General features: G+C 63.8%; 22 protein-coding genes. 19 read left to right on the top strand and 3 right to left on the bottom strand.

Annotation, left to right across the window (positions count from 1 at the left end; translation table 11 throughout):
- Positions 1–70 precede the first annotated feature (70 nt).
- From FSY45_RS02585 to FSY45_RS02540, 10 genes are all read left to right on the top strand, one after another.
- On the top strand, positions 71–622 hold the full coding sequence (locus FSY45_RS02585; protein WP_003063285.1) for an RNA 2'-phosphotransferase: 552 nt from the start codon (positions 71–73) through the stop codon (positions 620–622).
- A complete protein-coding gene (locus FSY45_RS02580; RefSeq protein WP_034393041.1) occupies positions 619–1,242 on the top strand; it encodes an HAD family hydrolase in 624 nt (207 codons plus the stop codon). Before FSY45_RS02585 ends, FSY45_RS02580 begins: the two co-directional genes overlap by 4 nt.
- The gene (locus tag FSY45_RS02575; RefSeq protein ID WP_003063282.1) at positions 1,239–1,808 is read left to right on the top strand and encodes an NADAR family protein; all 570 of its coding nucleotides are present in this window, start codon (positions 1,239–1,241) and stop codon (positions 1,806–1,808) included. The genes FSY45_RS02580 and FSY45_RS02575 overlap by 4 nt, the downstream gene beginning before the upstream one ends.
- Positions 1,805–2,716, top strand: a complete 912-nt coding sequence (locus FSY45_RS02570; protein ID WP_046460732.1) for an ADP-ribosylglycohydrolase family protein — start codon at positions 1,805–1,807, stop codon at positions 2,714–2,716. Before FSY45_RS02575 ends, FSY45_RS02570 begins: the two co-directional genes overlap by 4 nt.
- A 488-nt stretch (positions 2,717–3,204) precedes the next feature.
- A complete protein-coding gene (locus FSY45_RS02565; RefSeq protein WP_046460733.1) occupies positions 3,205–4,392 on the top strand; it encodes a branched-chain amino acid ABC transporter substrate-binding protein in 1,188 nt (395 codons plus the stop codon).
- Positions 4,393–4,454: 62 nt separating this feature from the next.
- Positions 4,455–5,828 carry a tRNA adenosine(34) deaminase TadA gene (gene tadA, locus FSY45_RS02560; protein WP_046460734.1) on the top strand — a complete coding sequence of 458 codons (1,374 nt, stop codon included), beginning with the start codon at positions 4,455–4,457 and terminating at the stop codon, positions 5,826–5,828.
- A gap of 290 nt (positions 5,829–6,118) precedes the next feature.
- A complete protein-coding gene (locus FSY45_RS02555; RefSeq protein ID WP_187427525.1) occupies positions 6,119–7,168 on the top strand; it encodes an LD-carboxypeptidase in 1,050 nt (349 codons plus the stop codon).
- A gap of 151 nt (positions 7,169–7,319) precedes the next feature.
- Positions 7,320–7,778, top strand: a complete 459-nt coding sequence (locus tag FSY45_RS02550; protein WP_046460737.1) for a hypothetical protein — start codon at positions 7,320–7,322, stop codon at positions 7,776–7,778.
- A complete protein-coding gene (locus FSY45_RS02545) occupies positions 7,775–9,574 on the top strand; it encodes a hypothetical protein (protein ID WP_046460738.1) in 1,800 nt (599 codons plus the stop codon). Before FSY45_RS02550 ends, FSY45_RS02545 begins: the two co-directional genes overlap by 4 nt.
- 135 nt (positions 9,575–9,709) lie before the next feature.
- Positions 9,710–10,075 carry an STAS/SEC14 domain-containing protein gene (locus FSY45_RS02540; RefSeq protein ID WP_046460739.1) on the top strand — a complete coding sequence of 122 codons (366 nt, stop codon included), beginning with the start codon at positions 9,710–9,712 and terminating at the stop codon, positions 10,073–10,075.
- 64 nt (positions 10,076–10,139) lie between these two features.
- Here FSY45_RS02540 and fusA read toward each other — a convergent pair whose 3' ends face one another.
- The gene (gene fusA, locus FSY45_RS02535) at positions 10,140–12,263 is read right to left on the bottom strand and encodes an elongation factor G (protein ID WP_046460740.1); all 2,124 of its coding nucleotides are present in this window, start codon (positions 12,261–12,263) and stop codon (positions 10,140–10,142) included.
- Between the two features lie 225 nt (positions 12,264–12,488).
- Here fusA and FSY45_RS02530 point away from each other — a divergent pair, with 225 nt between their 5' ends.
- Positions 12,489–12,734 (top strand): hypothetical protein, encoded by a 246-nt coding sequence (locus FSY45_RS02530; protein ID WP_003063265.1) that lies wholly within the window; start codon positions 12,489–12,491, stop codon positions 12,732–12,734.
- A gap of 32 nt (positions 12,735–12,766) precedes the next feature.
- Here FSY45_RS02530 and FSY45_RS02525 read toward each other — a convergent pair whose 3' ends face one another.
- Positions 12,767–13,159 (bottom strand): hypothetical protein, encoded by a 393-nt coding sequence (locus FSY45_RS02525; protein WP_003080574.1) that lies wholly within the window; start codon positions 13,157–13,159, stop codon positions 12,767–12,769.
- 194 nt (positions 13,160–13,353) lie between these two features.
- Here FSY45_RS02525 and FSY45_RS02520 point away from each other — a divergent pair, with 194 nt between their 5' ends.
- Positions 13,354–15,927 carry a penicillin acylase family protein gene (locus FSY45_RS02520; protein ID WP_046460741.1) on the top strand — a complete coding sequence of 858 codons (2,574 nt, stop codon included), beginning with the start codon at positions 13,354–13,356 and terminating at the stop codon, positions 15,925–15,927.
- A 127-nt stretch (positions 15,928–16,054) separates the two neighbouring features.
- Here FSY45_RS02520 and FSY45_RS02515 read toward each other — a convergent pair whose 3' ends face one another.
- Positions 16,055–17,035 (bottom strand): alpha/beta fold hydrolase, encoded by a 981-nt coding sequence (locus FSY45_RS02515; protein WP_046460742.1) that lies wholly within the window; start codon positions 17,033–17,035, stop codon positions 16,055–16,057.
- Positions 17,036–17,192: 157 nt separating this feature from the next.
- On the opposite strand from FSY45_RS02515, the gene FSY45_RS02510 reads away from it, so the two are divergent.
- From FSY45_RS02510 to FSY45_RS02480, 7 genes are all read left to right on the top strand, one after another.
- Complete coding sequence (locus FSY45_RS02510; RefSeq protein ID WP_046460743.1) at positions 17,193–18,254, top strand: aldo/keto reductase; 1,062 nt, start codon at positions 17,193–17,195, stop codon at positions 18,252–18,254.
- A 69-nt stretch (positions 18,255–18,323) separates the two neighbouring features.
- Positions 18,324–18,824, top strand: a complete 501-nt coding sequence (ybaK, locus tag FSY45_RS02505; protein WP_046460744.1) for a Cys-tRNA(Pro) deacylase — start codon at positions 18,324–18,326, stop codon at positions 18,822–18,824.
- Between the two features lie 196 nt (positions 18,825–19,020).
- Positions 19,021–19,707 (top strand): glycerol-3-phosphate 1-O-acyltransferase PlsY, encoded by a 687-nt coding sequence (gene plsY, locus FSY45_RS02500; protein ID WP_046460745.1) that lies wholly within the window; start codon positions 19,021–19,023, stop codon positions 19,705–19,707.
- An 84-nt stretch (positions 19,708–19,791) separates the two neighbouring features.
- On the top strand, positions 19,792–21,318 hold the full coding sequence (locus tag FSY45_RS02495) for a DUF4178 domain-containing protein (protein WP_046460746.1): 1,527 nt from the start codon (positions 19,792–19,794) through the stop codon (positions 21,316–21,318).
- Between the two features lie 51 nt (positions 21,319–21,369).
- Positions 21,370–21,588 (top strand): DUF350 domain-containing protein, encoded by a 219-nt coding sequence (locus FSY45_RS02490; RefSeq protein WP_003063240.1) that lies wholly within the window; start codon positions 21,370–21,372, stop codon positions 21,586–21,588.
- A 150-nt stretch (positions 21,589–21,738) separates the two neighbouring features.
- Positions 21,739–23,289 (top strand): polyamine aminopropyltransferase, encoded by a 1,551-nt coding sequence (locus tag FSY45_RS02485; protein ID WP_046460747.1) that lies wholly within the window; start codon positions 21,739–21,741, stop codon positions 23,287–23,289.
- Positions 23,289–25,025: an FAD-dependent oxidoreductase gene (locus tag FSY45_RS02480; protein ID WP_046460748.1), complete on the top strand. Its 1,737-nt coding sequence runs from the start codon at positions 23,289–23,291 to the stop codon at positions 25,023–25,025. The genes FSY45_RS02485 and FSY45_RS02480 overlap by 1 nt, the downstream gene beginning before the upstream one ends.
- The last annotated feature ends 4 nt before the right edge of the window (positions 25,026–25,029 follow it).

The following is a 25,029-nucleotide window of genomic DNA, read 5'->3' as shown; positions in this document are numbered from 1 at the left end:
GGCCGGGCCTCGGCAGCGCTAGAACCTGTCATGAGCCAGGTCGACAGCTTCAAACATAGAGAACAAGAAAATGAAAAATCAAAACACCACCGCACGCAGCAAGTTCCTCAGCCTGGTGCTGAGACACAGTCCCGAGACCATAGGCCTCAAACTCGACGATGCGGGTTGGGCCCACACCGATGAACTGCTGGCCTGTCTGGCGCGCTCCGGCCGACCCACCAGTCTGGAGGATTTGCAGATCATGGTGGCCAATAACAACAAGCAACGCTATTCCTTCAGCGCAGATGGCAAGCGCATACGCGCCAATCAGGGCCACTCCATCAAGGTCGAACTGGGTCTTGAGGCAAGACGCCCTCCTGCAGTGCTCTACCACGGCACGGCCACGCGTTTTCTGGATGCGATCTTTCATGAGGGCCTGAACCGGCAGTCACGCCATCATGTCCACTTGTCGGAAAGCCAGGCAGTGGCTGCTCAGGTCGGCAGTCGTCACGGCAAGCTGGCCTTGCTGCAGGTGGACGCCGCGCGTATGCAGGGCGAGGGCCATGTGTTCTACCGCTCCGACAACGGCGTGTGGCTGACCGATGTCGTCCCGGCCCGGTATCTGCTGAAGCTACCGTCATGAAAGTTTCAAAAATCATAGCTATCGACGCAGATGGCGTGCTGCTGGACTACAACCTCGCCTATGCCTCAGCCTGGGAGCGGGTGTTTGGCGAGCGTCCGGTGTTGAAGCAGCCTGACGCCTACTGGGCCATGGAGCGATGGGGGGTCGCCAACTTGCAGGGCGAGGCTCTGAACCGTTTTCGCGCCAGTTTTGATGCGCAGTTCTGGTCCGGTATTCCCGCGATTGCAGGAGCGCTACAGGCTTGCGAGCAGCTGTGCGCCGCCGGTTACGAGCTGGTCTGTGTGTCGGCGATCAAGCCGCAGTTCGCCGAGGCTCGGCAGACCAATCTGCGCAAGCTGGGCTTTCCCATATCGCGTGTGATCGCCACCAGCAGCCGTACTGATCCGGGCCTCAGCCCCAAGGCTCAAGCCCTGGCCCAGTTGCAGCCCTTGGCATTTGTCGATGACTTTCTGCCGTATTTCGAAGGCGTGGGCGAGAGGATTCACAAGGCACTGGTGCTGCGCGAGCAAGGCGGGTCGCCCAATACCGGGCCGGGTCTGCAGGCCATTGACTCCACTCACGCCACGCTGGCGGGCTTCTCCCGTTGGTGGCTGAACCATTATCAAGAAGAACAGACATGAACCGAGATTACGAAATTCGATCCGTACCCGATCTGGTGGCCCAGCTCGACCAAGGCTACCGCCCCAAATACCTTTGCTTCTGGGGCCATCAGCCCGAGAAGAATGGCTCAGCGGGAAAAGGCTGCCTGAGCCAGTGGTTTCCTGCTCCATTCACCGTCGAAGGAGACCGCTTTGCCACGGCAGAGCATTTCATGATGGCAGCCAAGGCGCGGCTGTTCGGGGATGAAGAGGCGCGCGCTCAGGTGCTGGCTGCGCCGTCTCCGGCCAGTGCCAAGCAGATAGGGCGCAGCGTGCGAAATTTTGACGAGGCACGCTGGAAGGCGGAGTGCTTCGATATCGTGGTGCGCGCCAGTGTGGCCAAGTTCTCGCAGAACCCGGCCATGGGGGAGTTTCTGCTGAGAACTGGTGAGCGTGTACTGGTCGAGGCCAGTCCGCGCGACCGCATCTGGGGCATCGGCATGGGCGCGGCCAATCCCGACGCCGAGCAGCCGCGCAAATGGCGCGGACAGAACCTGCTGGGTTTCGCGCTGATGGCCGCGCGTGCGCAGCTGAGGGGCGGACAATGAGCACGCTGGACCGTTTTGAAGGCGCTCTGCTGGGCCTGGCCTGCGGCGATGCCGTGGGCACGACGCTGGAGTTTCGGACGCGCGGCAGCTTTGCGCCGCTGACCGATATGGTGGGGGGCGGGCCGTTTTCACTGAGGGCCGGACAATGGACGGATGACACGTCCATGGCTTTGTGCCTGGCCGAGAGCCTGGTCGTCAAGGAAGGTTGCGACCCCGGGGACCAGATGACGCGCTACGCCAACTGGTATCAGTGGGGTTACTGGAGCTCCACCGGGCACTGCTTTGATATCGGCATGGCAACACGCGAGGCGATACAGCAATACCTACGCACCGGCAATGCGCTGGCGGGAAGCGAAGATGCGCGCAGCGCCGGCAATGGCTCGCTGATGCGGCTGGCCCCGGTGGCCATGGCGTATGCCCATGACGAGCAAGAGGTGCAGGAGCGGGCGGCGCTGAGCTCTCGCACCACGCACGCGGCTGCGGAGTGCCTGGATGCCTGCCGTCTGTTTGCCGTGGCATTAAGCCGTGCCCTGCTGGGCGCCAACAAGGCGCAGGTGCTGGATCTGGCCGCGCTGCCGTTTGGCAGCCCACGCATTGCCGAGATTGCACAAGGCAGCTGGCGCGGCAAAAGCCGCGAGCAGATCCAGAGCTCGGGCTATGTGGTGCACAGTCTGGAAGCAGCTTTGTGGTGTTTTGACAGGCTTGAGAGCTTTGAAGCCGTCGTTCTGGAGGCAGCCAATCTGGGTGACGATGCCGACACCACAGCGGCCATTGCCGGCCAGATCGCGGGGGCGTTCTGGGGGCGCAGAGGCATTCCTGCGCACTGGCTGGAAAGACTGTATCAGCAGGCTGATATTCGCGCGCTGGCGCAATCGATTTATGCGCTGAATCAGGTGCTGGCCCGATAGATTGCGCGTGGCCATGCTCCCACCACGGGACCTGCTCACACCGTGCAGGCAGGTCACAGATCCTTGGTTGTCGTCGCGGAGGTCGGGCCTGCACGGTCTGCGGGTGCCTGTGGCCGTGGTGAACTTGCCGGCCTTCAAAAAAAGGCTTTCCCTGCAGCCAGGAAAGTCCGGCGCAGCGTGCACCATCCCTGTCAACGCGGCACAATCAAGGCGCTGAGTCGAGTCGGCGATGGTGCAAGAGCATGGTCGGCAGCTTCAGCCGAAATCCGAAATATCCCCAGCAGCCGGAGTCTGTGCTCAACGCAGGAAGAGTCGGGCCTGCTCGGGCTTGCTAGCAATTGCTCCAATGGAGTTCTGGTCCTTAGACTCCAGGGTTTGCCCCTTCGCTTGCACATCGAACTGGTATCGCAGGCTTTGCCGCTACGCTTGAGGCTTTGGCCTGGCGTAGGCTTGCGTGCCACAGCCTTCCGCTTCATCAAGGAGAAAGCATGTCCATGACTGATCGCTCGGCCCAGCGCCGCTGTGTTCGCACCTCGTCTGCCCTGAGCCTGGCCCTGGTCGCCGCATCCCTGTCGTCCGCTTACGCTGCGGATGCGGAAAAGCCTCTGGTGGTGCGCATTGCCCATGGCGGCCCGGTCTCCGGTCCCATCGCAGCCCTGGGCAAGGATGAGGAGAACGGCGTGCGCATGGCGATTGACGAGCTCAACGCCCGCAAGCTGCAACTGGGCGGCCGTCCCGTGCACTGGAAGCTGGAGGCCGGCGACGATGTGGGCGACCCCGGTCAGGCCACGGCGCTGGCACGCCGCTTCTGCGACAAGAAGGTGGCGGCCGTGGTGGGGCATCTTCAGTCGGGCACGACCTTGCCGGCTGCCAAGATCTACAACGACTGCGGCATTCCCAATATCACCCCCGCAGCCACCAACCCCGCGATTACCGAGGCAGGCTATGACGACACCTTCCGCGTCATCGCCGATGACCGGGCCATGGTCAATGCCCTGCTGGACTATGCCGTCAAGCATCAGGGCGTCAAACGCATCGCGATCGTGGACGATCGCACGGCCTATGGGCAAGGCATCGTCAAGCTGTTTGAAGCCGCAGCGGCCGAGCGCGATGTGCAGATCGTCGACAAGCAGTACACCAGCGACAAGGCCACTCAGTTCTCGTCCATCCTGACCGCCATCAAAGGCCGCAAGCCCGATGCGATCTTCTTCGGCGGGCTCGATGCACAGGCCGGTCTCATGCTGCGCCAGATGTCGCAGCTGGCCATGAATCAGGTGAAGTTCCTGGGCGGCGATGCGCAATGTTCGGAGCGCCTGCCTGCCATGGCCGACAAGGTGCCGGCGCTCAAGAACGTGGTTTGCGTGATGAGCGGCAGCTCCCTGGGCAATATGCCCGGCGGTCTGCTCTGGAAGCAGAAGTACGATCAGCATTTTCCCGGCCAGTATCAGGTCTACAGCCCTTACGCGTATGACGCGACCATGGTGCTGGCCAAGGCCATGCTGAGTGCCGATTCAGCCCAGGCCGAGGCTTATCTGCCCCGCTTGCGCCAGATGCGCTACGAGGGGGTGACGGGCACGATTGCCTTTGATTCGCAGGGCGAGTTGCAAAGCCCGCGGGTCACGCTCTACGGCTATGACTCCGGCGAGCGCAAGGAACTGGTGATCAGCGGTCATTGAGCGGTATCGGTGTTTCTTGAAGGAATATCCGTCAAGCCTTTGTCTGTCAGGTGCATATAGCTATGGATTTTGATGCTTCCGTGCACGAGCACTTCATGCACCAGGCGCTGGAGCAGGCGCGCCGCGCCGCCGCCTGTGGCGAGGTGCCGGTGGGGGCTGTGGTCGTCAAGGACGGGCAGGTCATAGGCCGCGGTCATAACAGCCCGCTCTCTGCCCAGGACCCAACGGCCCATGCCGAGGTGCTGGCCCTGCGCGAAGCGGCTCGGACTCTGGGCAATTACCGGCTTGAGGGCTGCACGCTGTATGTGACGCTGGAGCCCTGCACCATGTGCAGCGGTGCCATGCTGCATGCGCGTGTGGATGCCGTGGTCTATGGTGCGGCCGAACCCAGGACCGGTGCGGCAGGTTCGGTGCTCGATGTCTTCGACTACCCCGCCATCAATCACCAGACGCGGGTGCTGCGTGGCGTGCTGGCCGCGCAATGCTCGGCGCTGATGGCCGAGTTCTTCCAGCAGCGACGCCAGGAAAAAAAAGCGCAGCAGCCGCACCCGCTCAGGGACTGGGCGCTGCGCAATGCCGATGAGGCGTTTGCCGACCTGCCCGCCTGGCCCTGGCGGCCGCAGTGGCGCAGCGACCTGCCGGCGCTGCAGGGCCTGCGTCTGGCGGTGGTCGATGAAGGGCCTGAGGATGCAGCACTGACCTGGCTGTGCCTGCATGGCAGCCCGGGCTGGGGCTATGGCTTTCGGCATCTGCTACCCGATTTGCTGGCCGCCGGTCATCGTGTGGTGGTGCCCGATCTGCCAGGGTTCGGGCGCAGCGACCAGCCCAAGAAAGACAAACGACACAGCGCGCAGTGGCATTTGCAGGTCATCACCGAGCTGATCGAAGCGCTCAACCTGCGGCGGCTGGTCCTGGTCGGGCAGGGCGATGGCGGCCGCCTGGGTCTGGCTGCAGCGCAAGCCCTGCCAGAGCGCTTTGCCGGCGCGTGGCTGATCGATACCTGGCCGCTGAATGCGCAGCCAGAGCCGCGTCGGCAATGGTTTGAGCAGGCAGCGCGCAAGCCCGGCTGGGATGTGGCCAGGGCCATGGCCGAATTGGAAGGGTGCAGCAATGCCGAAGAGGACCGCGCCTGGAATGCACCGTTTGCGCAGCCCGGCCATCGGGCCGCGCTCAAGGCCTGGCCGCGTCTGCAGACCGAGCTGGCTGCGCCGCCCGCCGATCTGCTGCAGCAATGGGCGCAGGCCGGCAGGCTGTGGCTGCAGCCCGCAGCCACGCAGCAGCCCGTGTCTGCTGCGCAATGGCAGGCAGCCTGGCTGCAGGCCGTTCCGCAACTGGCGGTGCAGGCCGGGGTCTGGCGGCAAACCCGGCCTGGCGCTCCGGTTCCTGCAGCACAGCAGGGCGGTGGTGCAGCGGCTGTGGAATACTTTGCGCCGTAGCCCGATCGGTCAGACCGGCGGAGCAAGAATCTGAACTAGGACTTACGCAAACAAGAATGCAACAAGGGCTCGCCTTCTGAGGCAGTCGCCCGGCCTGAACCTGTTTTGCGGAAGTCGTATGAACTTCTGAATCTGCGGATTCACCCACTTTTCACGGAGCATGCGGCCGACGGTCGCATGAAAAGGCTTTGGCAACCTCGCGCAAATCCCCTGGATCCACTACAGCGCCCCAGCAGCAAGATCCCCACCACGCCCACTCGCACGGGCAGGAGTCGGTCCACCAGGCTCATGTGCATGACGAGCACTGCAGCCATGAGCACGGTCACCACGATCATCACGACCATGTGCACAGCGCCGATGGCAGCTGCTGCGGCCATGATCACAGCCATGGCGGCAAGCATGTCTATATCTATTCGCCCTCGGGGGCGGTGCGCGACAAGGCAGCCTTCAAACGCGGCATCAAGCAGCTGGAGGCCCTGGGCCACGAGGTGGAGGTCGATGCCGATGCGCTGGCCAGCAGCCAGCGCTTTGCGGGTGACGACGCTACCCGTCTGGCTGCTATCCACCGTGCAGCGGCCAGCGGAGCCGATGTGGCGCTGATTTCGCGCGGCGGCTACGGTCTCACGCGCATCCTGCCGGGCATCAAGTACAAGACCGTGGCGAAGGCGATTGCGGGCGGTACCAAGTTTGTCGGCCTCAGCGACTTCACGGCTTTTCAGCTGGCCATGCTGGCACAGACCGGTTCGGTCACCTGGGCGGGTCCCGCGCTTAACGCCGACTTCGGTGTGGACAGCAAAAAGACCGGCGAGCCCGTGGACGACATCATGCTGGACTGCTTCGAGGACCTGCTTAGCGGCCAGGGCGAGGGCGCGGGCTGGCAGATGCCCAGGATTGGCGAGCTGCCCAATGGCAAGCCGCAACTCAAGGACTTCTATGTTCCTGGCGGGGCCATCTTGTGGGGCGGCAACCTGGCGGTGCTGGTGTCCTTGCTGGGCACGCCTTACTTCCCGCAGGTCGACGGCGGCATTCTGTTCATCGAAGACGTGGGCGAGCACCCCTACAAGATCGAGCGCATGCTGACCCAGCTGCTGCTGGCGGGCGTGCTGCAAAAGCAAAAAGCCATCATCTTTGGCCAGTTCACCGATTTCAAGCTCACCACCCACGACAAGGGCTTCAAGCTGCAGACCGTCATAGACTGGCTGCGCATGCAGCTCAAGCGCCCCGTGCTGCAAGGCCTGCCCTTCGGCCATGTGCCCACCAAGGTGCTGCTGCCCGTGGGCGCGCAGGTATCGCTGTCTGTGGAAGGCCGGGATGCGCTGATCTACTGGGGGCATGTCTGACGACAGAATGCCGCTGAGGTTGAGCCGCCAGCATGGCCTGCGCCTCGTGTATGTGCCTAAGAAGATTCAGTTTTAATAGCTGTTAACGTAGGCCGCATATGGGCTGAATGCCAATCTGGCTTGTATTTTTGAGATCTGGAAGGACGCACGCATGGGCAAGGCTGCACTGCCGTGGACCGAGGAAATGCTGGCCCTGCTGGGCCAGGAAAAAGACGCCGTGCTGGCCAAGCGCTGGGGCACATCGGCCAAGACGGTCAACCTCAAGCGCAATGCGCTGGGCATTCCCGCCTTCGGGCATTTCCAGTGGACACAGCCAGCGCTGGCTCTGCTGGGCCGGGAAGCGGACGCCGAGGTGGCGAAGCAGCTGGGCATCAGCAAGGCCAGCGTGGTGGTCAAGCGCACCGAGCTCGGTATTGACTCGGTGACAGGAGCTGCTGCCAGCAGCGCTTTCGACTGGAGCAACGAGGCTGTGGCTTTGCTCGGCACCGCATCCGACGCCAAGATTGCCGGGCAACTGGGCCTGAGTCGCCTCACGGTCTACAACGCGCGCATCGCCAGGGGGATTGCTGCTGCAGGCCGTGGGGCAGCGGGCAAGAGCCGCGAACCATGAACCGTGCTGGCGCGCCAGCGACCGAGCTTGGGCCGACCCGGCCGCGGACTCTGCTGCGCGCGGTACTGCTGGGCTGGCTGTGGCTGGCGGCCCTGGCCGGCTTTTCCCATCTGCTGACGCGCTTGCCGCCCTGGGGCTGGCTGTTCGCAGTCCTGTTGCTGGTGCTGTTGCCAGCCTGGGGGCATTGGCTGCTCCTGATGCTGCGCAAAAAGCTGCTGCGCTTGCAGTTCGCGCCGCAGGGGCGTATCGGCCGCTGGCTTGGCGGCGGTTGGTGGCCGGCCTGCAAGGCATTGGTACTGGCCTTGCTGCTGTGCACCAGCTCACTCTGGCAGGCCTGGTTTCTGGCGCCCTGGGAATGGGCGCTGCTGGCGCTGGCACCCTTGCTTTATGTCTTGCTGGCCTGTGGCATGCAGGCGGGCCTGAAGCGAGAGTTTTCATCGCCGGCCTTTGCCTGGGCCTGGGCTCAGCGCGCTGCCACCTGGCTGCTGCTGGTGCTTTGGGGCGGCAGCTGGCTCTGTGCCATGGCCAGCCAGCAGGATCTGGGGCGGGGGCTGGCCCCAGGCATGGAGCCCGAGGCATTGAATCATGCGCTGGCCCAGATTCACGCAGCGCCCTCTGGGCTGGTGCGTTGGGGGCTGGATGCCCTGCTGGCCGTGCAGCTGGCGAGTGGCGCCATGGCCGACCTGCCCCAGTTGCCCGTGCTGCGCCTGTTGCTGCTGGCGCTGTTCGGCCCCGTAGGCGTGTTGCTGTGCCTGGGGCGCGCCATGCAGGGGGCATCGGCTTCCTCGGCGCTGCTGCTGCAGGCCAGGCCTTCGGGGGCAGTGCGCAATGCCGCGCCTTCGCCGGCCGCTCCTTTGCTGGCCCTGGTTGCCATGCTGGTGCTGGGCATTCTGGTGCAGACCACGGCCGCCCTTGACGGTCTGGCGCGTGCGCAGGAGAGCCCGCTGGCGCTCAAGCGTCTGCCCGAGTGCGAGCGCATCGGGCAGCAACTCTATCGCCTCGGCACGCTGGACGCCACACGTCAGCAGGTTCTGCAACTGCTGGGGCGGGCCCAGGCCGGGCAGGCCCTGTGCCAGAGCATCCCGCAGATGAACCGGCAGCTGGATGCCGCCGTCGAGCGCTATCTGGACTGGTATTTCAGTCTGGGGGCGGAGTGGGGCCGCATCCTCAGTCTGCTCACGGGCGATGTGAGCCAGTTTCTGCAGAACAAGCTCAGCGAAACCCTGGGAGCCACGCCAGGGCTGGAGGGCTGGGTGCAGACTCTGCAGAAGCAGGCACTGACCAGCGGCGCTGCTCTGGCCGAGGGCCAGCAGCGCATCGAGGAAACCCTGGCGCGTCATCATCTGGCCCTGAGTCCCGAGCAATGTCTGGTGCGTGCCGAGGTTGCCAGTCTGCCTGCGTTGGAGCTGCTGGGCGATGCACGCCAGCGGCTGACGGCCAGTGCCCTGGTGGGCACGGGGGGCGGTGCTTTTGCCGCAGCCGTCGCGGGCAAAGCCATGGCCAAGACCTCGATGAAGGCCGCCAGCAAGGTGCTGGCCAAGGCCGCTGCCAAGCAGGGTCTGGGCAAGGCCGGGGCAGCGGTAGCCGGTGCGGCCGTGGGCTCTGTCGTTCCTGGTGTCGGCACGGCCGTGGGGGCGGTGGCGGGAGCGGTCGCTGGTGTGGTGCTGGGCGTGGGGATTGACTGGGCGGCACTTTATGCCGAAGAACTGCTGACACGCGATGCCATGCGCGCCGATCTGCGTGCCGCGCTGGGCGAGCAGATGCAGAGCCTGAGCCGGGCCATGGGCTGCCAGTAGGCGAATCAGTCGCGTTTCAGCAAGTCCGTACAGAGCGGCGGCAAGAGCCGAGGAAAACCTGTGCTGCGGGTGCTGTCTAGGGCTGCATTCCCGCGAGCGCAGGCGTACAGTGAAGTTTCGCTGCAGGAGTTGCATATGCTCAATTACTCCCTCATGAAACCCGAAGGCATCTTGCTGCTGAAGCCCCATGGGCCCCTGACCGAGCAGGATTTCGACGGCGTCAGCCAGGATGTGGACGATTTCCTGGCCGAGCATCCCAAACTGCATGGGGTGATGATTCAGTCCAAGGACTTTCCCGGCTGGGAAAACTGGGCCGGCTTCAGCGCCCATATGGGCTTTGTCAGAGATCATCGCCATCAGGTGGAGCAGATCGCTCTGGTGACCGACAGTCATCTGGCGGGCATGGCCGAGTTCGTCGGCAGGCATATCACGCATGCCGAGGTCAGGCATTTCCCCTTTACCGAAGATGCCATGGCCATGCAGTGGCTGCATGCGGCCTGAGTCGTCTGTCTGAACCCGCCCGGCAACTCTGCCGCCGAGCCGCGGCAGAGTTGCCTGGATCCGCCTAGCCCTGTTTTCGGTGACCGGTCGTCGCGGTCGCTGCGGCTACTGCCTGCTGGGGGGCCTGTGCGTAGCGCTTGAACTCCATGGTGTAGGTGGCGCGGCCCTGAGTCATGGAGCGCAGATGCGTGGCATAGCCGAACATTTCCGATAGCGGTACCTCGGCCCTGATGGTCTTGCCGTCGCCTGCGATATCGTCCATGCCCTGCACGGCGCCGCGGCGCGAGGACAGATTGCCCATCACGGCGCCTGCGTATTCCTCGGGCGTCTCCACCTCGACGGCCATGATGGGCTCCAGAATCACAGGGTCGGCTTTCTTGCAGGCTTCCTTGAAGCCCAGGATGGCGGCCATGCGGAAGGCCTGCTCCGAGGAGTCCACATCGTGGTAGGAGCCGAAGGTCAGCCGCACCCGCACATCGACCACGGGGTAGCCGGCCAGAACGCCCGAGTTCATGGCTTCACGCAGGCCTTTTTCCACGGCAGGAATGAACTCGCGCGGAATCACGCCGCCCTTGATTTCATCGACAAATTCAAAGCCCTTGCCCGATTCCAGCGGCTCCACGCTCAGCACCACATGGCCGTACTGGCCTTTGCCACCGGACTGGCGCACGAACTTGCCGTCCACATCGTTGACTGTTTTGCGAATGGTTTCGCGGTAGGCCACCTGGGGCTTGCCCACATTGGCGGCCACATTGAATTCCCGTTTCATGCGGTCAACGATGATTTCCAGGTGCAACTCGCCCATGCCGGCAATGATGGTCTGGCCCGATTCCTCGTCGGTGCTGACTCTGAAGGACGGGTCTTCGGCCGCGAGGCGCGCCAGTGCCAGGCCCATTTTTTCCTGGTCGGCCTTGCTCCTAGGTTCCACGGCCTGGGCGATCACGGGTTCGGGGAAGGAGATTTTTTCGAGCACGATGGGCGCTTGCGGATCGCACAGCGTCTCGCCCGTGCTCACGTCCTTGAGGCCCACGCAGGCCGCAATGTCGCCGGCGCGGATTTCGTCGATCTCCTGGCGTGCATTGGCATGCATCTGCACGATACGGCCTATGCGCTCCTTTTTACCCCGGGTCGGGTTGTAGACCAGATCGCCCTTGGTCAATACGCCCGAGTAAACGCGTACAAAGGTCAACTGGCCCACGAAGGGGTCGGTCATGAGCTTGAAGGCCAGGGCGGCGAATCTCTCATCATCGCTGGCATGGCGTATCAGCGTGGTGCTGGCGCTGTCGTCCTCGCTATGCCCTTCGATGGCAGGAACATCGAGCGGCGAGGGCATGAGCTCGACAATCGCATCGAGCAGGCGCTGCACGCCCCGGTTCTTGAAGGCCGAGCCGCAGAGCATGGGCTGAATTTCGGTGGCGATGGTGCGCAGGCGCAGGCCGGTGATGATGTCCTCGGCATCGAGGTCGCCGCTGTCCAGGTATTTCTCGGTCAGGACTTCATTGGCCTCGGCAGCGGCCTCCACCATTTTCTGGCGCCATTCCTGTGCGCTGGCCAGAAGCGCAGCGGGGATCTCCTGGTACTCGAACTTCACCCCCTGCGACTCGTCGTCCCAGAAGATGGCTTTCATCTTGATGAGGTCGACCAGACCATGAAAATCGGCTTCGGCTCCGATGGGGATGACGATGGGAACCGGATGGGCCTTGAGGCGGTCCACCATCATCTGGCGCACACGAAAGAAATCGGCGCCCACGCGGTCCATCTTGTTGACGAAGGCCAGGCGCGGCACCTTGTACTTGTTGGCCTGGCGCCAGACGGTCTCCGACTGTGGTTGCACGCCGCCCACGGAGTCGTAGACCATGACTGCGCCGTCGAGAACGCGCATGGAACGCTCGACCTCGATGGTGAAGTCCACGTGGCCAGGGGTGTCGATGATGTTGATGCGATGGGCCGGGAAATTGTGTTCCATGCCCGACCAGAAGGCCGTGGTGGCTGCCGATGTGATGGTGATGCCGCGTTCCTGCTCCTGCTCCATCCAGTCCATGGTGGCAGCGCCGTCATGGACTTCGCCCAGCTTGTGGTTGACCCCGGTATAGAACAGTATGCGCTCGGTGGTGGTGGTCTTGCCGGCATCGATATGCGCGGAGATGCCGATATTGCGATAGCGTTCTATGGGCGTGTGGCGAGCCATGATGACCTCCCTGAAACACAGTTCTGAAACTGAAGTGCCGGCGCCATGGTTGCGGAGCCGGCAAGCAGAGGAAACGCATCGGAAATACTAGAGAGATGGCTACAAACTCACTGCCAGAGTGGGTATGGCCCGCGGCATAAAACACAAGCCGCAGGCCAGGGCGCAAGGCCTGGAGCCTGGCGGGCATCCGGCTTTCCCTTCATTCAAGAACAAGGACTTGTGAACATGACAGAGCAGAGCATTCAGATCGCAGCCCACAAGATGGTCTACATCCTGGTGGTGGAGCAAAGCTTGCGTGCCGGTGAAGGAATGAGCGAGAAAGCGCTTGCTGCCGACCTGCAAAAGCATGGCATCTTCGACGGCGAGCGTCAGTCTGCGCTGGACTGGGCCGTCGCGAGGGGCTGGCTGCAAAAAGCAGGCGGCGAGGTACGCCTGACAGAAGCCGGCTTCGACATGAATTTCACGCAGTAGCGGCAGGCGTCGGGCAGCCGCCGCCCCGGCGCCTATTCCAGATAAACGCCTTTTTCCTTTTTGCGCGCCCGCATGCCGGTGCGCAGGAACAGCTCGCTGCCGCCCTGCACGGCCAGGGGCTGACCGGGCTTGCCGCCGTCCTGGGCCAGGTGGGCATCGGCGCGCGCATTCCAGTGCTCCAGCAGGTCCTGCAGGGCAAGGCGCTCCGCTTCGTTCAGCTGCGGATGCTGCTCCAGGAACTCTTGCAGATATTGGCGTGCATCCTGCTCCAACTGCTCGCGCGTAGTTGCCAGCGAGATATAGCTGATGTCATCGTCGCGTCCGCTGGTATGCGTGCCCAGCAGATAGCAGCCAATATAGTCGCCGCGGGGCTGACCCACGGCCGGGTCCTGGCTGAGTTTCTTGAACAGACTGAAGGGCCACATGCGTTGAATTCCTTGGGACTGACGCAAACAGGGCGGCTCGACGGGCATTTCCATCGACAGAAAACCATGCCTGATCCGAGTCTGCGTAAGTCGTTTACCTAACACCGGGCCATGGCCCAAACAGGTATTGTCGCCCATGGCTGGACGCGATCAGCATGTGGATGTTGCGCACCGGACGCATGACAAGAGGCGATATGGGAGACATCATTTCGGCGGCAGAACCTTCTGCCAATCCTTGGCTCAGGCGCACATGGCATCTGGCGGCTGCGGCCTGTGGACTGGTTTTGCTGGCAGGGGCCGCGTTGGCGGTCTATGGCGTGCGGGCCCAGCCGCGCATGGACGGCAAGCTGGTCCTCGCCGGGCTTGAGCGCAGTGTGTGGGTCAGGCGCGACGAGTCCGATGTCACGCATATCAGCGCCGAATCGCCGCAGGATGCCTGGCGAGCCCTGGGCTTTGTCCATGCGCAGGAGCGCGGCTGGCAGCTGGAGTTCAACCGCCGCCTGATGCAGGGGCGGCTGTCGGAGACGCTGGGCCCGGCCACGCTGGAGCTGGACAAGCTGATGCGTGCTCTCGACATTCATGGCGCGGCGCGCCGCCAGTATGCGGCGCTGCCGCCTGCCGTGCAGGAAGCCTTGCAGGCCTACAGCCAGGGTATAGCCGCCTTTTACGCCAGGCCTTCGCAGGCTGCAGCGCCGGAGTTCCTGCTGTTGGGCACCAGGGCCGGAGCAGGAGGGCCATCGACCTGGGAGCCTGAAGACACCGTGGGCTGGGCGCTGATGATGGCGCTGGATCTGGGCGGCAACTGGGGCAACGAGTTCGCGCGGCTGAATCTGCTGCAGGTCCTGAGCACCGAGCAACTGTGGCAGCTGATGCCGGCCTATCCGGGCGAGCAGCCCGCGACGGCGGTGGATCTCGCCAGCCTGTACCGCCAGCTCGGTGTTTACCGGGAGACGAATGCCCAGCCCAAGGCTTCGGCGCCGGCCGGGCAGATTCAATCAGTCTTACAGCAATGGGCGGCCTCCATGGCGAAGGATATGGGCACGAATGACGGACTGGGCAGCAATAACTGGGTGGTGGCCGGCAGCAAGACCCGAAGCGGCAAGCCCTTGCTGGCCAACGATCCGCATCTGGGGCTGAGCGCTCCGGCCATCTGGTACTTCGCGCGTCTTCAGTCGCCAGAGGGCCGGGCCGGTGACGGCAGTGCCCTGAGCGAGCTGGATGTGACAGGGGCCACCTTGCCCGGCATGCCCTTTGTGGTGCTGGGCCGCACAGCGCAGGTGGCCTGGGGCTTTACCAACACCAACCCCGATGTGCAGGATCTGTATCTGGAGCAGATCAACCCGGCCGATGCCAGCCAGTACCGCACGCCCACGGGCTGGGAAAAGTTTGTCGTGCGCGAGGAAATCTTCAAGGTCAAGGGACAGAGCGATGTCAGGGTGACGCTGCGCAGCACGCGCCACGGCCCGGTGATCAGCGACGCGCAGCAGCAATATGGCAAGGTCATCAACACCGATCGCTATGCGCTGGCCCTGCGCTGGGCGGCGCTGGATACGGACAACCGCACGGTGGAGGCCGGCCTCAGGGCCAACGGGGCGCAGACTGTGTCCGAATTGTTCGAGGCATTCTCCATCTACCACTCGCCCATGCAAAGCATTGTGGCGGCCGATGTGCAGGGACATATCGGCTTCAAGGCCGCAGGCAGGGTGCCTGTGCGTGCGCCCGGCAATGACTTGCGCGGCGTGGCGCCGGCGCCCGGCTGGGATGCGCGCTATGACTGGCAGGGCTGGCTGGGGTACGACCAGACGCCGCAGGACGATGGCGGCACGCGAGGCTTTGTGGCCACGGCCAACCAGCGCGTGACGGAAGCCGGCTATGCGCATTTTCTGACCCAGGACTGGAGCCTGCCCTACCGCCACCAGCGCATAGAGCAGTTGCTGGCGGCAGGCAGCGAGCATGACGTGGCCAGCATGGCGGCGATTCAGAACGATGTGCAGTCCCTGGCCACCCGGGCCTTGCTGCCCGTGCTGCGCAAGGCTCAATCGAGCCACGCCCTGGCAGCGCAGGCACAGCAACTGCTGGCGGGCTTTGATGGGCTGATGGAGCGGGACAGGCCCGAGCCGCTGATCTTCTCGGTCTGGGTCGACGAGCTGACGCGCGGCCTGGTGATTCCGCGTATTGGCGAGCAGCGCTTTGTCATGAGCTACGGCAAGCGGGACTTCCGTGCCGGGCTGGAGGGAATGCTGGCGCGCAATGACGCCTGGTGGTGCGCGCCGCTGAGCTGCGAGCAACAGGCCGGACAGGCGCTGACCCGCACGCTGGACAAGCTGCAGTCGGCCTACGGCAATGATCCGCGCCAATGGCGCTGGGGCGCTGCGCACCCGGCGCTCAGCGCGCACAAGCCTCTGGGCTCGGTGGCGGCACTGGCGGGGGTATTCAATGTGAGCGTGGCCTCGGGCGGTGACACCTATAGCGTCAATGTGGGGCAGTACAACGCCAACCCGCCGCCCTCCGATGCCAAGGGACCGCTGGCCGGACGTTTTGTCAGCCGCCACGCGCCCTCGCTGCGTGCCATCTACGACCTGGGCGATCCGGAGTCCTCGCAGTTCATCTACCAGACCGGGCAGAGCGGGCTGGCGCTGTCGGCCCGCTATGCGGACATGAGTGCGGAGTGGGCCGACGGCCGCTACCGAAAGCTGCAAATGCAGCCGAGGCGCTGGCGCCATGTGCTGGAGCTGCAGACCGGACAGGGCGTGGGCGGCTATAAATAAGTGAGCTTATAGCGCATGTTGTAAATTGATTTCAGATATAGATAATGCTGAAAATCAATGATTACATGCGCTACAAGCTCCTGTAGAGATAGCAAGCAGCAGTCGCAGTCTCAGCAGTAGCAGTCTTTCAGCGCAGAAAGTCCTCGATCAGCCTGGCCACGGCCTCGGGCTGGTCGTGGTGCAGCATATGGCCAGCGTCCTGCACGCGGGCGATCTCGCATTGCGGGATGTGGCGAATGCGTTCGTGGTATTGCTCCAGCGTGTAACGGCCCTGGTGCCAATGGCCCAGGCTGTCGTCCGAAGCTTCGACCGACAAAGTAGGTGCGCTGATGGCGGCCAGGCAGGCAAGTGCTTCATCCACGCGATACAGATAGGGGTTGGAGAGCTTGTGTGCGGCGTCGCCCAGAATATGCCAGCGGCCCTGGGCATCGGGGGCCGACCAGTGATGAGCCAGCCATAGGGCTTTGTCGCGGGGCAGGCGGCGATTGGTTTTCTGCAGGCGATTGGCCACGGCCTCCACGCTGTCGTAGGGGGCGAGACCCATGCCGCCCGCCCGCTGCTCGCGCAGCTGATCCATCCATTGGGCCAGACGTCCGGGGGCCTGGTCGGGCCTTGTGGGCGCCATGCCGAAGCCTTCGAGATTGACAAAGCGGCGTATGCGCTCGGGCCGCGCGCCCGCATACATGCAGGAGATATTGCCGCCCATGCTGTGGCCGACCAGGTCGATGGGCCGATCGGGCGAAATCTGCTCCAGCAGCATGTCCAGGTCGGCCAGGTAGTCGGTGAAGTAGTAGCTGTCGCAGGGCTTGGCGCTGCGGCTCAGGCCGAAGCCGCGCCAGTCGTGAGCAAGGATACGGCGGCCCTGCACAAAGGCGTCGCTGAAGGCGTCGACCACAAACTGGTAGGAGGCGGCCACATCCATCCAGCCATGGGCCAGCACCAGCACGGGCAACTCGGGATCGATTCCCGAAACTGGTTCGGGCTCCCAGCTGCGCTGGTGGTAGTGCATATTGCGCACGGGCAGCATCTGCGAGCGCCACTGGCGGCGCGGCTGATAGGGCGGGATATCGGTGAGCTGGCCGGTCAGCGTGGGGTTGTGCGTTGTCATATTGTCTCCGTTGTTTTGATTATTGCTGCGCTTGCAGCATGGCCCGTCGTGCACGGGACAGCTGTGTCAGCAAAAACAAGGAGTCTGCCCTGATCTTGTACTGTCAGGCTCTAAACTTGGCAGCATGACTTCTGCTGCATCCACTTCCCGTCTTTCCATGAATCCCGTCGCTCTGGGGCAGAGCGATCTGCGTGTCAGCCCCATCTGTCTGGGCACCATGACATTCGGCGAGCAGGTCGATGAGGCTCAAGCCTGGCGCATCATGGATCGAGCCGTCGAGCGCGGCGTGGATTTCTTCGACACGGCCGAGATGTATGCCGTGCCCGCCCGTGAGGCCACCTTTGGCGCGACGGAATCCATTATCGGCCGCTGGCTCAAGGCCCGCCCCGGCATGCGCGAGCAGATCACGCTGGCCAGCAAGGTGGCCGGCCCCTCGCGCGGCATGCCCTGGATCCGCGAAGGCTCGGGCCTGTCGGCGGATGACATTATTCGTTCCTGCGACGCCAGTCTAGAGCGCCTGCAGACCGAGGTGATCGACCTCTACCAGATCCACTGGCCCGAGCGCCATGTGCCGGCCTTCGGCGGCATGTATTACGACCCGAAAAAGGAAAGCTCGCTCACGCCCATCCACGAACAGCTGCAGGCGCTGGCCGGTCTGGTCAGGCAGGGCAAGATCCGCCACATCGGCCTGTCCAACGAGACGCCTTATGGCGTGCACGAGTTCGTGCGCCTGGCAGAGCAGCATGGACTGCCGCGTGTGGCTGCGATCCAGAACCCTTACTGCCTGATCAACCGCAGCTATGAGAACGGGCTGGACGAAAGCTGTCACCGCCTCGAGGTGTCGCTGCTAGCCTATTCGCCGCTGGCTTTCGGCCTGCTGACGGGCAAGTTCGATCAGTTTGCACCGACCGAGGCCGGTGCGCCCAAGGAGGCACGCATTGCCAGGTATGAATCCGTGCAGAAACAGCGCTGGGGTCGCCCCGATGCGCTGGCCGCAGCGCGCCGCTACAACGCGCTGGCGCGCGAGCACGGCCTCACTCCCACGCAGCTGGCATTGGCCTTCTGCTACACCAAGTGGCAGGTGGCCAGCACCATCATCGGTGTGACTTCGGTAGCCCAGCTCGACGAGGATCTCGATGCCTGGGGAACCAAGCTGTCTGCCGAGCTGCTGGCCGAGATCGACCGCATCCGCTGGGAGATGCGCGACCCCGCTGTCTGATCGCTTTATTGAGGGAAAATGGCGGATGGCCCATATCGGGCATGCGCCACTAGCTATCAAAATTGAATCATGGCAAAAAAAGACAAAAACGCCCATGTGAGCGAGACTCCAGCCACGCAGATGCTCAGGGCCCACAAGGTGGAGTTCAGCGAGCACCCCTATGACTATGTGGAGCATGGCGGCACTGAAGAGTCAGCGCGCCAGCTGGGGCTGGACGAGCACGCAGTGGTCAAGACCCTGGTGATGCAGGATCAGGATGCCAAGCCGCTCATCGTGCTCATGCATGGCGATTGCAAGGTATCGACCAAGAACCTGGCGCGCCAGATCGGGGCCAAGAGCGTGGAGCCTTGCAAACCCGACGTGGCCAACCGCCACAGCGGCTATCTGGTGGGCGGTACCTCACCCTTCGGCACTAGGCGCGAGATGCCGGTCTATATCGAGGAAACCATACTCGCGCTGCCACGCATTGCCATCAACGGCGGGCGGCGCGGCTATCTGGTGCAACTGGCCCCTGAGGTTTGTACCCGTCTGCTCGATGCCCGGCCGGTGCACTGTGCGCTGGCAGAATAGGGGGCTAGCCAGCCGGGGCAGACGCCGGCTGGCAAAAAACGCAAACAACAAGGACTTACGCCAACCAGGATGTACAACGGGCATGACGGTCTACAAACCGCCGTGCCTGATCCGGGTTGCGCAAGTCGTGACAACAATCGGTGCCGTCGACCTTGGTTGGCGAGCCTTAGGGCCAGTCTCTGGCCGAGGAATTCCTTTGAACGCCCTCTATCCCGTTATCGCCGTCATCGCGGCCTATCTGATTGGTTCGCTGTCCTTTGCCGTCATCGTCAGCCGCGTCATGGGCCTGAACGACCCGCGCACCTATGGCAGCGGCAACCCCGGGGCCACCAATGTGCTGCGCTCGGGCAGCAAGGCGGCAGCGGCTGTCACGCTGCTGCTGGATGCGCTCAAGGGCCTGGTGCCCGTGGTGCTGGTCAAAGCCTTCGGCGCGCAGTTCGGGCTGGGCGACAGCACGGTCGCGCTGGTCGGCCTAGCTGCTTTCCTGGGCCATCTGTACCCGGTGTTCTTTGGCTTCAAGGGGGGCAAGGGCGTGGCCACGGCCTTGGGCGTGCTGCTGGGCATCAGCGGCTGGCTGGGTCTGGCGACGGCGCTGACCTGGGTCATTGTGGCCGTGTTCTTCCGCTATTCCTCCCTGGCCGCGCTGGTGGCATCGGTGTTCGCGCCCGTGTATTACGTGCTGTGCAGCGGCATTGTCTGGGATGCGGAAACCCCCATCACTGCCGCGATTGTCGTGATGGCGATCCTGCTGGTCTGGCGTCATCGCGAAAACATTCAGCGCTTGATCGCCGGCAAGGAATCCAGGCTGGGACAGAAAAAGACCGATGGCTCCAAGCTTGCAGAGGGCGCTGCCCGCAAGAGCGGTAAAAGCAAGCATCGCTAGGGCGCGGCTGCTGCATTTCTCCGAGGCCGCCTTCAGGCCTTTTCCATTCAAGCGCAAGAAGCTCCTGATTAAATAGCAAAAAATATGGCTTCCAGCCCATCGCAGCGCGACTACAGCGCTCCCTGTCCTGGTTGTGGCGCGCCGGTCCACTTCGCCAGTGCGCAATCGAGTTTTGCCGTCTGCGAGTTTTGCCGCAGCACCGTGCTGCGCGATGGCGAGACGCTCAAGCGCATTGGCTCCATGGCCGAGGTGTTCGAGGACTACAGCCCGCTGCAGCTGGGCGCCTCGGGCATGGTCAAGCGCAACGGCAAGCCCGAGCCCTTCACCATCGTGGGCCGCGCCCAGTACAAAAGCGCGGCCGGCAACTGGTCGGAGTGGGTGGCTGCGCTCAGCAACGGCGAGCTGGCCTGGCTGAGCGAGGACAACGGCAGCTTTGTCTTTGCCGTGAACTGGCAGCCGCCGGGCTGGAACGTGAAAGAGTTCCAGCAGCGCGAATGGCGCATGGGCCGCGAGCTCAAGGCAGGCACCGAATCCTTCACCGTCACCAGCATTCAGGATGCGCAACTGATGGCGGCTCAGGGCGAGCTGCCCCAGCTGCCTCAGCTCGGCAAGAGCTTCAAGCTGGTGGAGTTGCGCAGCGACAAGAACCAGATTCTCTCCATCGACTTCAGCGACAAGACACCGGCCTTCAGCCTGGGGGCAGCCGTGGCGCTGGAGGCTTTGCAGATGCAGGGCCTGCGCAGCAGCGCCCAGAAGAAAACCCAGGGGCGCCACTTCAACTGTCCCAAGTGCGGTGCCGTGGTGCCCGTGCGCTTCGACACCACCAAGGCCCTGAGCTGCCCCAGCTGTGGCAGCCTGATCGACATGTCCAAGGGCATGGGGGAGGAGCTGAGCTATGCCGAGCAGCGCCGAAAGGTCAAGCCTCTGATCCCGCTGGGCAGCGAAGGCACACTCGACGGCCTGAAATGGCAGGTCGTGGGTTTTCAGAGGCGCAGCGGGCGTGGTCTGGGCGAAGATGAGGACGACAGCTTCACCTGGGACGAGTACCTGCTCTACAACAAGAAGGCGGGCTTTTCGTTCATCGTCGATTCGGAAGACGGCTGGAGCACGGCCCGCGTCATCACGGGTGCTCCCAAGCTCAGCAAGAACGGCGCCACTGCGACCTATCTGCAGCGCAAATACCAGCGCGACTACGCCTACCTGGCGGAGACGGAATATGCAGAGGGCGAGTTCTACTGGCCCGTCTTCAAGGGCGCCAAGTCCAGCAATGTGGACTTTGCCAATGGCGGCAAGCAGTCCACGCTGGCGCTGGAGACCGCCAATCAGGAAACGACCTGGACCCATGGCCAGCGCGTTTCGGCTGAGACGGTGGCCAAGGCGTTCGGCACGGCCAAGCTCAAGGATCGCTCCCAGGTCAGTCCTCTGTCGGGCAGCGGCTTCAGCTGGGGCACGATTCTGTTCTGGTTGTTCCTGCTGCTGTTCATCCTGCCGTTCCTGCGTGCCTGCATGTCCAGTCCCAACTGCGACCCGCGCACAGATCCCAACTGCACGTACAGCCGCTCCAGCAGCGGTTCCTACGGTGGTTACACCTCGGGTGGCAGTCATAAATAAGCGTCGCTGCTCTCACAGGCAGGCCCCCCATCTCATTACAGGAGAGACATCATGAATTTCGACTGGTTCAGCGCCCAGAACTTCTTCGGCTCCATCATCTACGCCCTGGTGGGCGTGGTGGTGTTCTGGCTGTGCTTCATCATCATCGACAAGATCACGCCCGTGGACATGTGGGCCGAGATCGTGGAGAAGCACAACAAGGCACTGGCCATGGTGGTGGCGGCCATGTGCCTGGGGATCAGCATCATCGTCGCTGCGGCGATACATTGAGGCTCCCCCTGAGGCGCTGCGCGCCTTCCCCCTCTCTCTACGCGCTGGGCGCTAGGGGAGGGGGACGACAGCTTTGCTGCGGGGCGGCCCTTGCTCGCTGTCCCTGGCAGGCAGAGGACGGCGCGCCTGTTTTACGGTTAAAGGAATTAGATGACTTCGATGGTGGCCGAGGAGCATAGCGCTGGCCAGGGGCCTCGGCCCATTGATGTTGCGCTGCTGGCCAGCGTCTTCGTGATTGCGGCCTGCGGCCTGCTCTACGAGCTGGCGGCAGGCGCGCTGGCATCCTATCTGCTCGGTGATTCGGTGCTGCAGTTCTCCACCATCATCGGCACCTATCTGTTTGCCATGGGCATAGGCTCGTGGCTGTCGCGCTATTTCGAAGATCAGCTGCCCGCGCATTTTCTGCGTGTGGAGCTGATGGTGGCGCTGGTCGGTGGTGCCTTGCCGGCCGTGCTGTTTCTCGCCAATGCCTATGCGCCGGGCGCGTTCCGCTTTCTGCTCTACAGCATGGTGATGGTGGTGGGAACGCTGGTGGGGCTGGAGATTCCGCTTGTCATGCGCATTCTCAAGCGCAATGCATCGCTCAAGGATCTGGTCTCTAAGGTGCTGACCTTCGACTATCTGGGGGCCTTGGCCGTGTCGCTGGCGTTTCCCATCGTGCTGGTGCCCAAGCTGGGCCTGGTGCGCACAGGTCTGCTGTTCGGCTTCATGAACGCGGCCATTGCCGTGTGGGCCCTGGTGCTGTTCAAGCATGAGCTGCGCAATCTGCGTGCCCATGCCTGGGCCTGTGCACTGGTGCTGCTGGCCCTGGGCGGCGGCATCGCGGGCGCGGATCAGCTGACCCGGCTGGCCGACGACCATTTCTACCAGGACCGCATCGTGCTGAGCAGCAGCTCGCCCTACCAGCGCATCGTGGTGACACAGGGACGCCAGGGCGCGCGGCTGTACCTGAACGGCAATCTGCAGTTTGCCCAGAGCGACGAGTACCGCTATCACGAAGCGCTGGTCCACCCCGCCATGGCCGCACATGGTGCACCGAGGAAGGTGGCGGTGCTGGGCGGCGGCGACGGCATGGCCGTGCGCGAGGTGCTCAAGTACCCCGGCGTCGAGTCCGTGGTGCTGGTGGAGCTGGACCCGGCCATGACCGGCCTGTTCAAGAGCAACGCCATGATGACGGCGCTCAATGGCAATGCACTCAACGATGCCCGCGTGAGCATCGTCAACACCGACGCCTTTCACTGGTTGCAGGAGACTGCGGACACCTTCGATGTGATCGTGGTGGACTTTCCCGATCCCACCAATTTCGCCATAGGCAAGCTGTTCACCAATAGTTTTTATTCGCTGCTGGACAAGCGTCTGGCGGCCAGCGGCTATGCCGTGATTCAGACCACCTCGCCGCTGATTGCGCGCCAGAGTTTTTGGACCGTGGTGCAGACCGTGGAGTCCGTGGGTCTGGGGGCAAAGCCCTATCACGTGCATGTGCCCAGTTTTGGCGAATGGGGTTTTGTGCTGGCCAGCCACCGTCCCTGGCGCGAGCCCGAGGCTTTGCCCGCCGGCATGCGTTTTCTGACTCTGCCCACGCTGCGCCTGATGTTTGACTTCCCTCTCGATATGGCGCGCGTGCCGACCGAGGTGAATCGCCTCTCGAATCAGGTGCTGGTCAACACCTATGAGCGCGAGTGGGGCAAGGTGGAGCATTGATGCGGGCCGATCTGAAGCGGCGCGACTGGCTCGGGCTGGCGGCCGCCAGCGCTTTGGGCGCAGCGGGCCTGGCCGGCTGCAAGCAGCCAGCGCCCAGACTGGAGGACTTGCCTGGCGGCTTCAGCGGCGTGGCGCTGGAGCGTGGTCATGGCCTGCGCCCTTTCTGGCAGCGCCTGGCACAGGGGCTGGAGCTACCTGCACCTGCGGTGGTACACCGGGCGCCGGTAGTGATTGCGGGCGGGGGCATGGCCGGGCTGGCGGCGGCACGCGCGCTGGAACTGGCTGGCGTGCAGGGCGCAGCCTTGCTCGATACCCAGGCCGCCATGGGAGGCAACAGCCAGGGCGGGCAAGTCAAGGGCATTGCCTGCCCCTTGGGCGCGCACTATCTGCCCGTTCCCGGCGACGATGCTCATGAGGTGCAGGATTGGCTGGAAGAGCTGGGCGTGCGCCAGCGCTTCGCTGGCCGCTGGCGCTATGACGAGCGCTATCTCTGCCATAGCCCGCAGGAGCGCCTGTACTGGCAGGGCGGCTGGCATGAGGGGCTGCTGCCCGTGCAGGGCGTGAGCCAGCGCACGCTGGAGCAATATGCGCTGTTTGAAAAGCAGGTCGAGGCAGCGGCTCAGGCGGCGGCCTTTGCCATGCCTTCCATCCGTGTCTGGCAGCGCGAAGCGGGTTTGCCTGCCTCTCATGCCGTGCTCGATGCACAGCGTTTCGACCAATGGCTGGCGGCGCAGGGCCTCGATGACGAGCGTCTGCTCTGGTATCTGGACTACAGCTGCCGCGATGATTTCGGTGCCGGTCTGAGCCGCGTCTCGGCCTGGGCGGGGATTCATTATTTCGCCAGCCGCCATGGTTTCCACGCGCCGCGCCTGCAGTCCGGGCATGAGAGCGAAGCGGATGGCGAGCAGGTGCTGACCTGGCCCCAGGGCAATGGCTGGCTGGCGCAGCAACTGGCGGCGGGACTGAAAGCCACGCAGCTGCAGACCGATTGCAGCGTGCTTGCCGTCACCGAGGACGCGGGCGGTGTGCAGATCGAGGTTTATCACCATGGCCGCCAGCAGCATGAACGCTGGCTGGCGCGCCATTGCGTGGTGGCGCTGCCCAGCTTTGTGGCTGCAAGAGTGCTGCGCAATGCGCCCGATTTTCTGTGTGCCGTGACGGCCCGCCTGGACTGGGCTCCCTGGCTGGTGGCGAACATCCATATCGACCGACCGCTGGCCGACTACCCCGGCGCCGAGCCCGCCTGGGACAATGTGCTGTACCGCGACGGCAATGCGGGCGGGCTGGGCTATGTGGATGCGGGCAATCAGCGGCTGGACCGCATCCGCCGCCAGCCAACGGTGCTGAGTTACTACCAGGCGCTGGGCGACTGGGCCGATGGGCGCAGGCAATTGATGCAGCAGCCGTTTGCCTTCTGGCGCGAGCGCATCGTGAACACGCTGAGCGAGCCGCACCCAGACCTGCTGCAGCATGCCACACGCATGGAAATCACCCGCTATGGCCATGCCATGGCGATTCCGCGTCCTGGCGATCAGCAGATATTGAGCGCAATAGCCGTCAAGTTCAGTGCCAGCAAGCGCAATCTGCTATTGAATGGGGAGCGAGTGCAGGGCCTGCCCACGCCTGCGACGGCGCGGCTGAGCTTTGCGCATTCGGACTGGGCTGGCTATTCGGTGCTGGAAGAGGCGTTCACGCGTGGTCACCATGCCGGCCTGATCGCTGCACAAGGCGTTTAGAAAG

The organism is Comamonas sp. Z1 (assembly GCF_008121555.1).
In the GTDB taxonomy this organism is placed as follows: Bacteria; Pseudomonadota; Gammaproteobacteria; order Burkholderiales; family Burkholderiaceae_C; genus Comamonas; species Comamonas thiooxydans.
The sequence above is the reverse complement of the archived record's forward strand: the minus strand, read 5'-3'. Positions and strand labels throughout refer to the sequence as shown.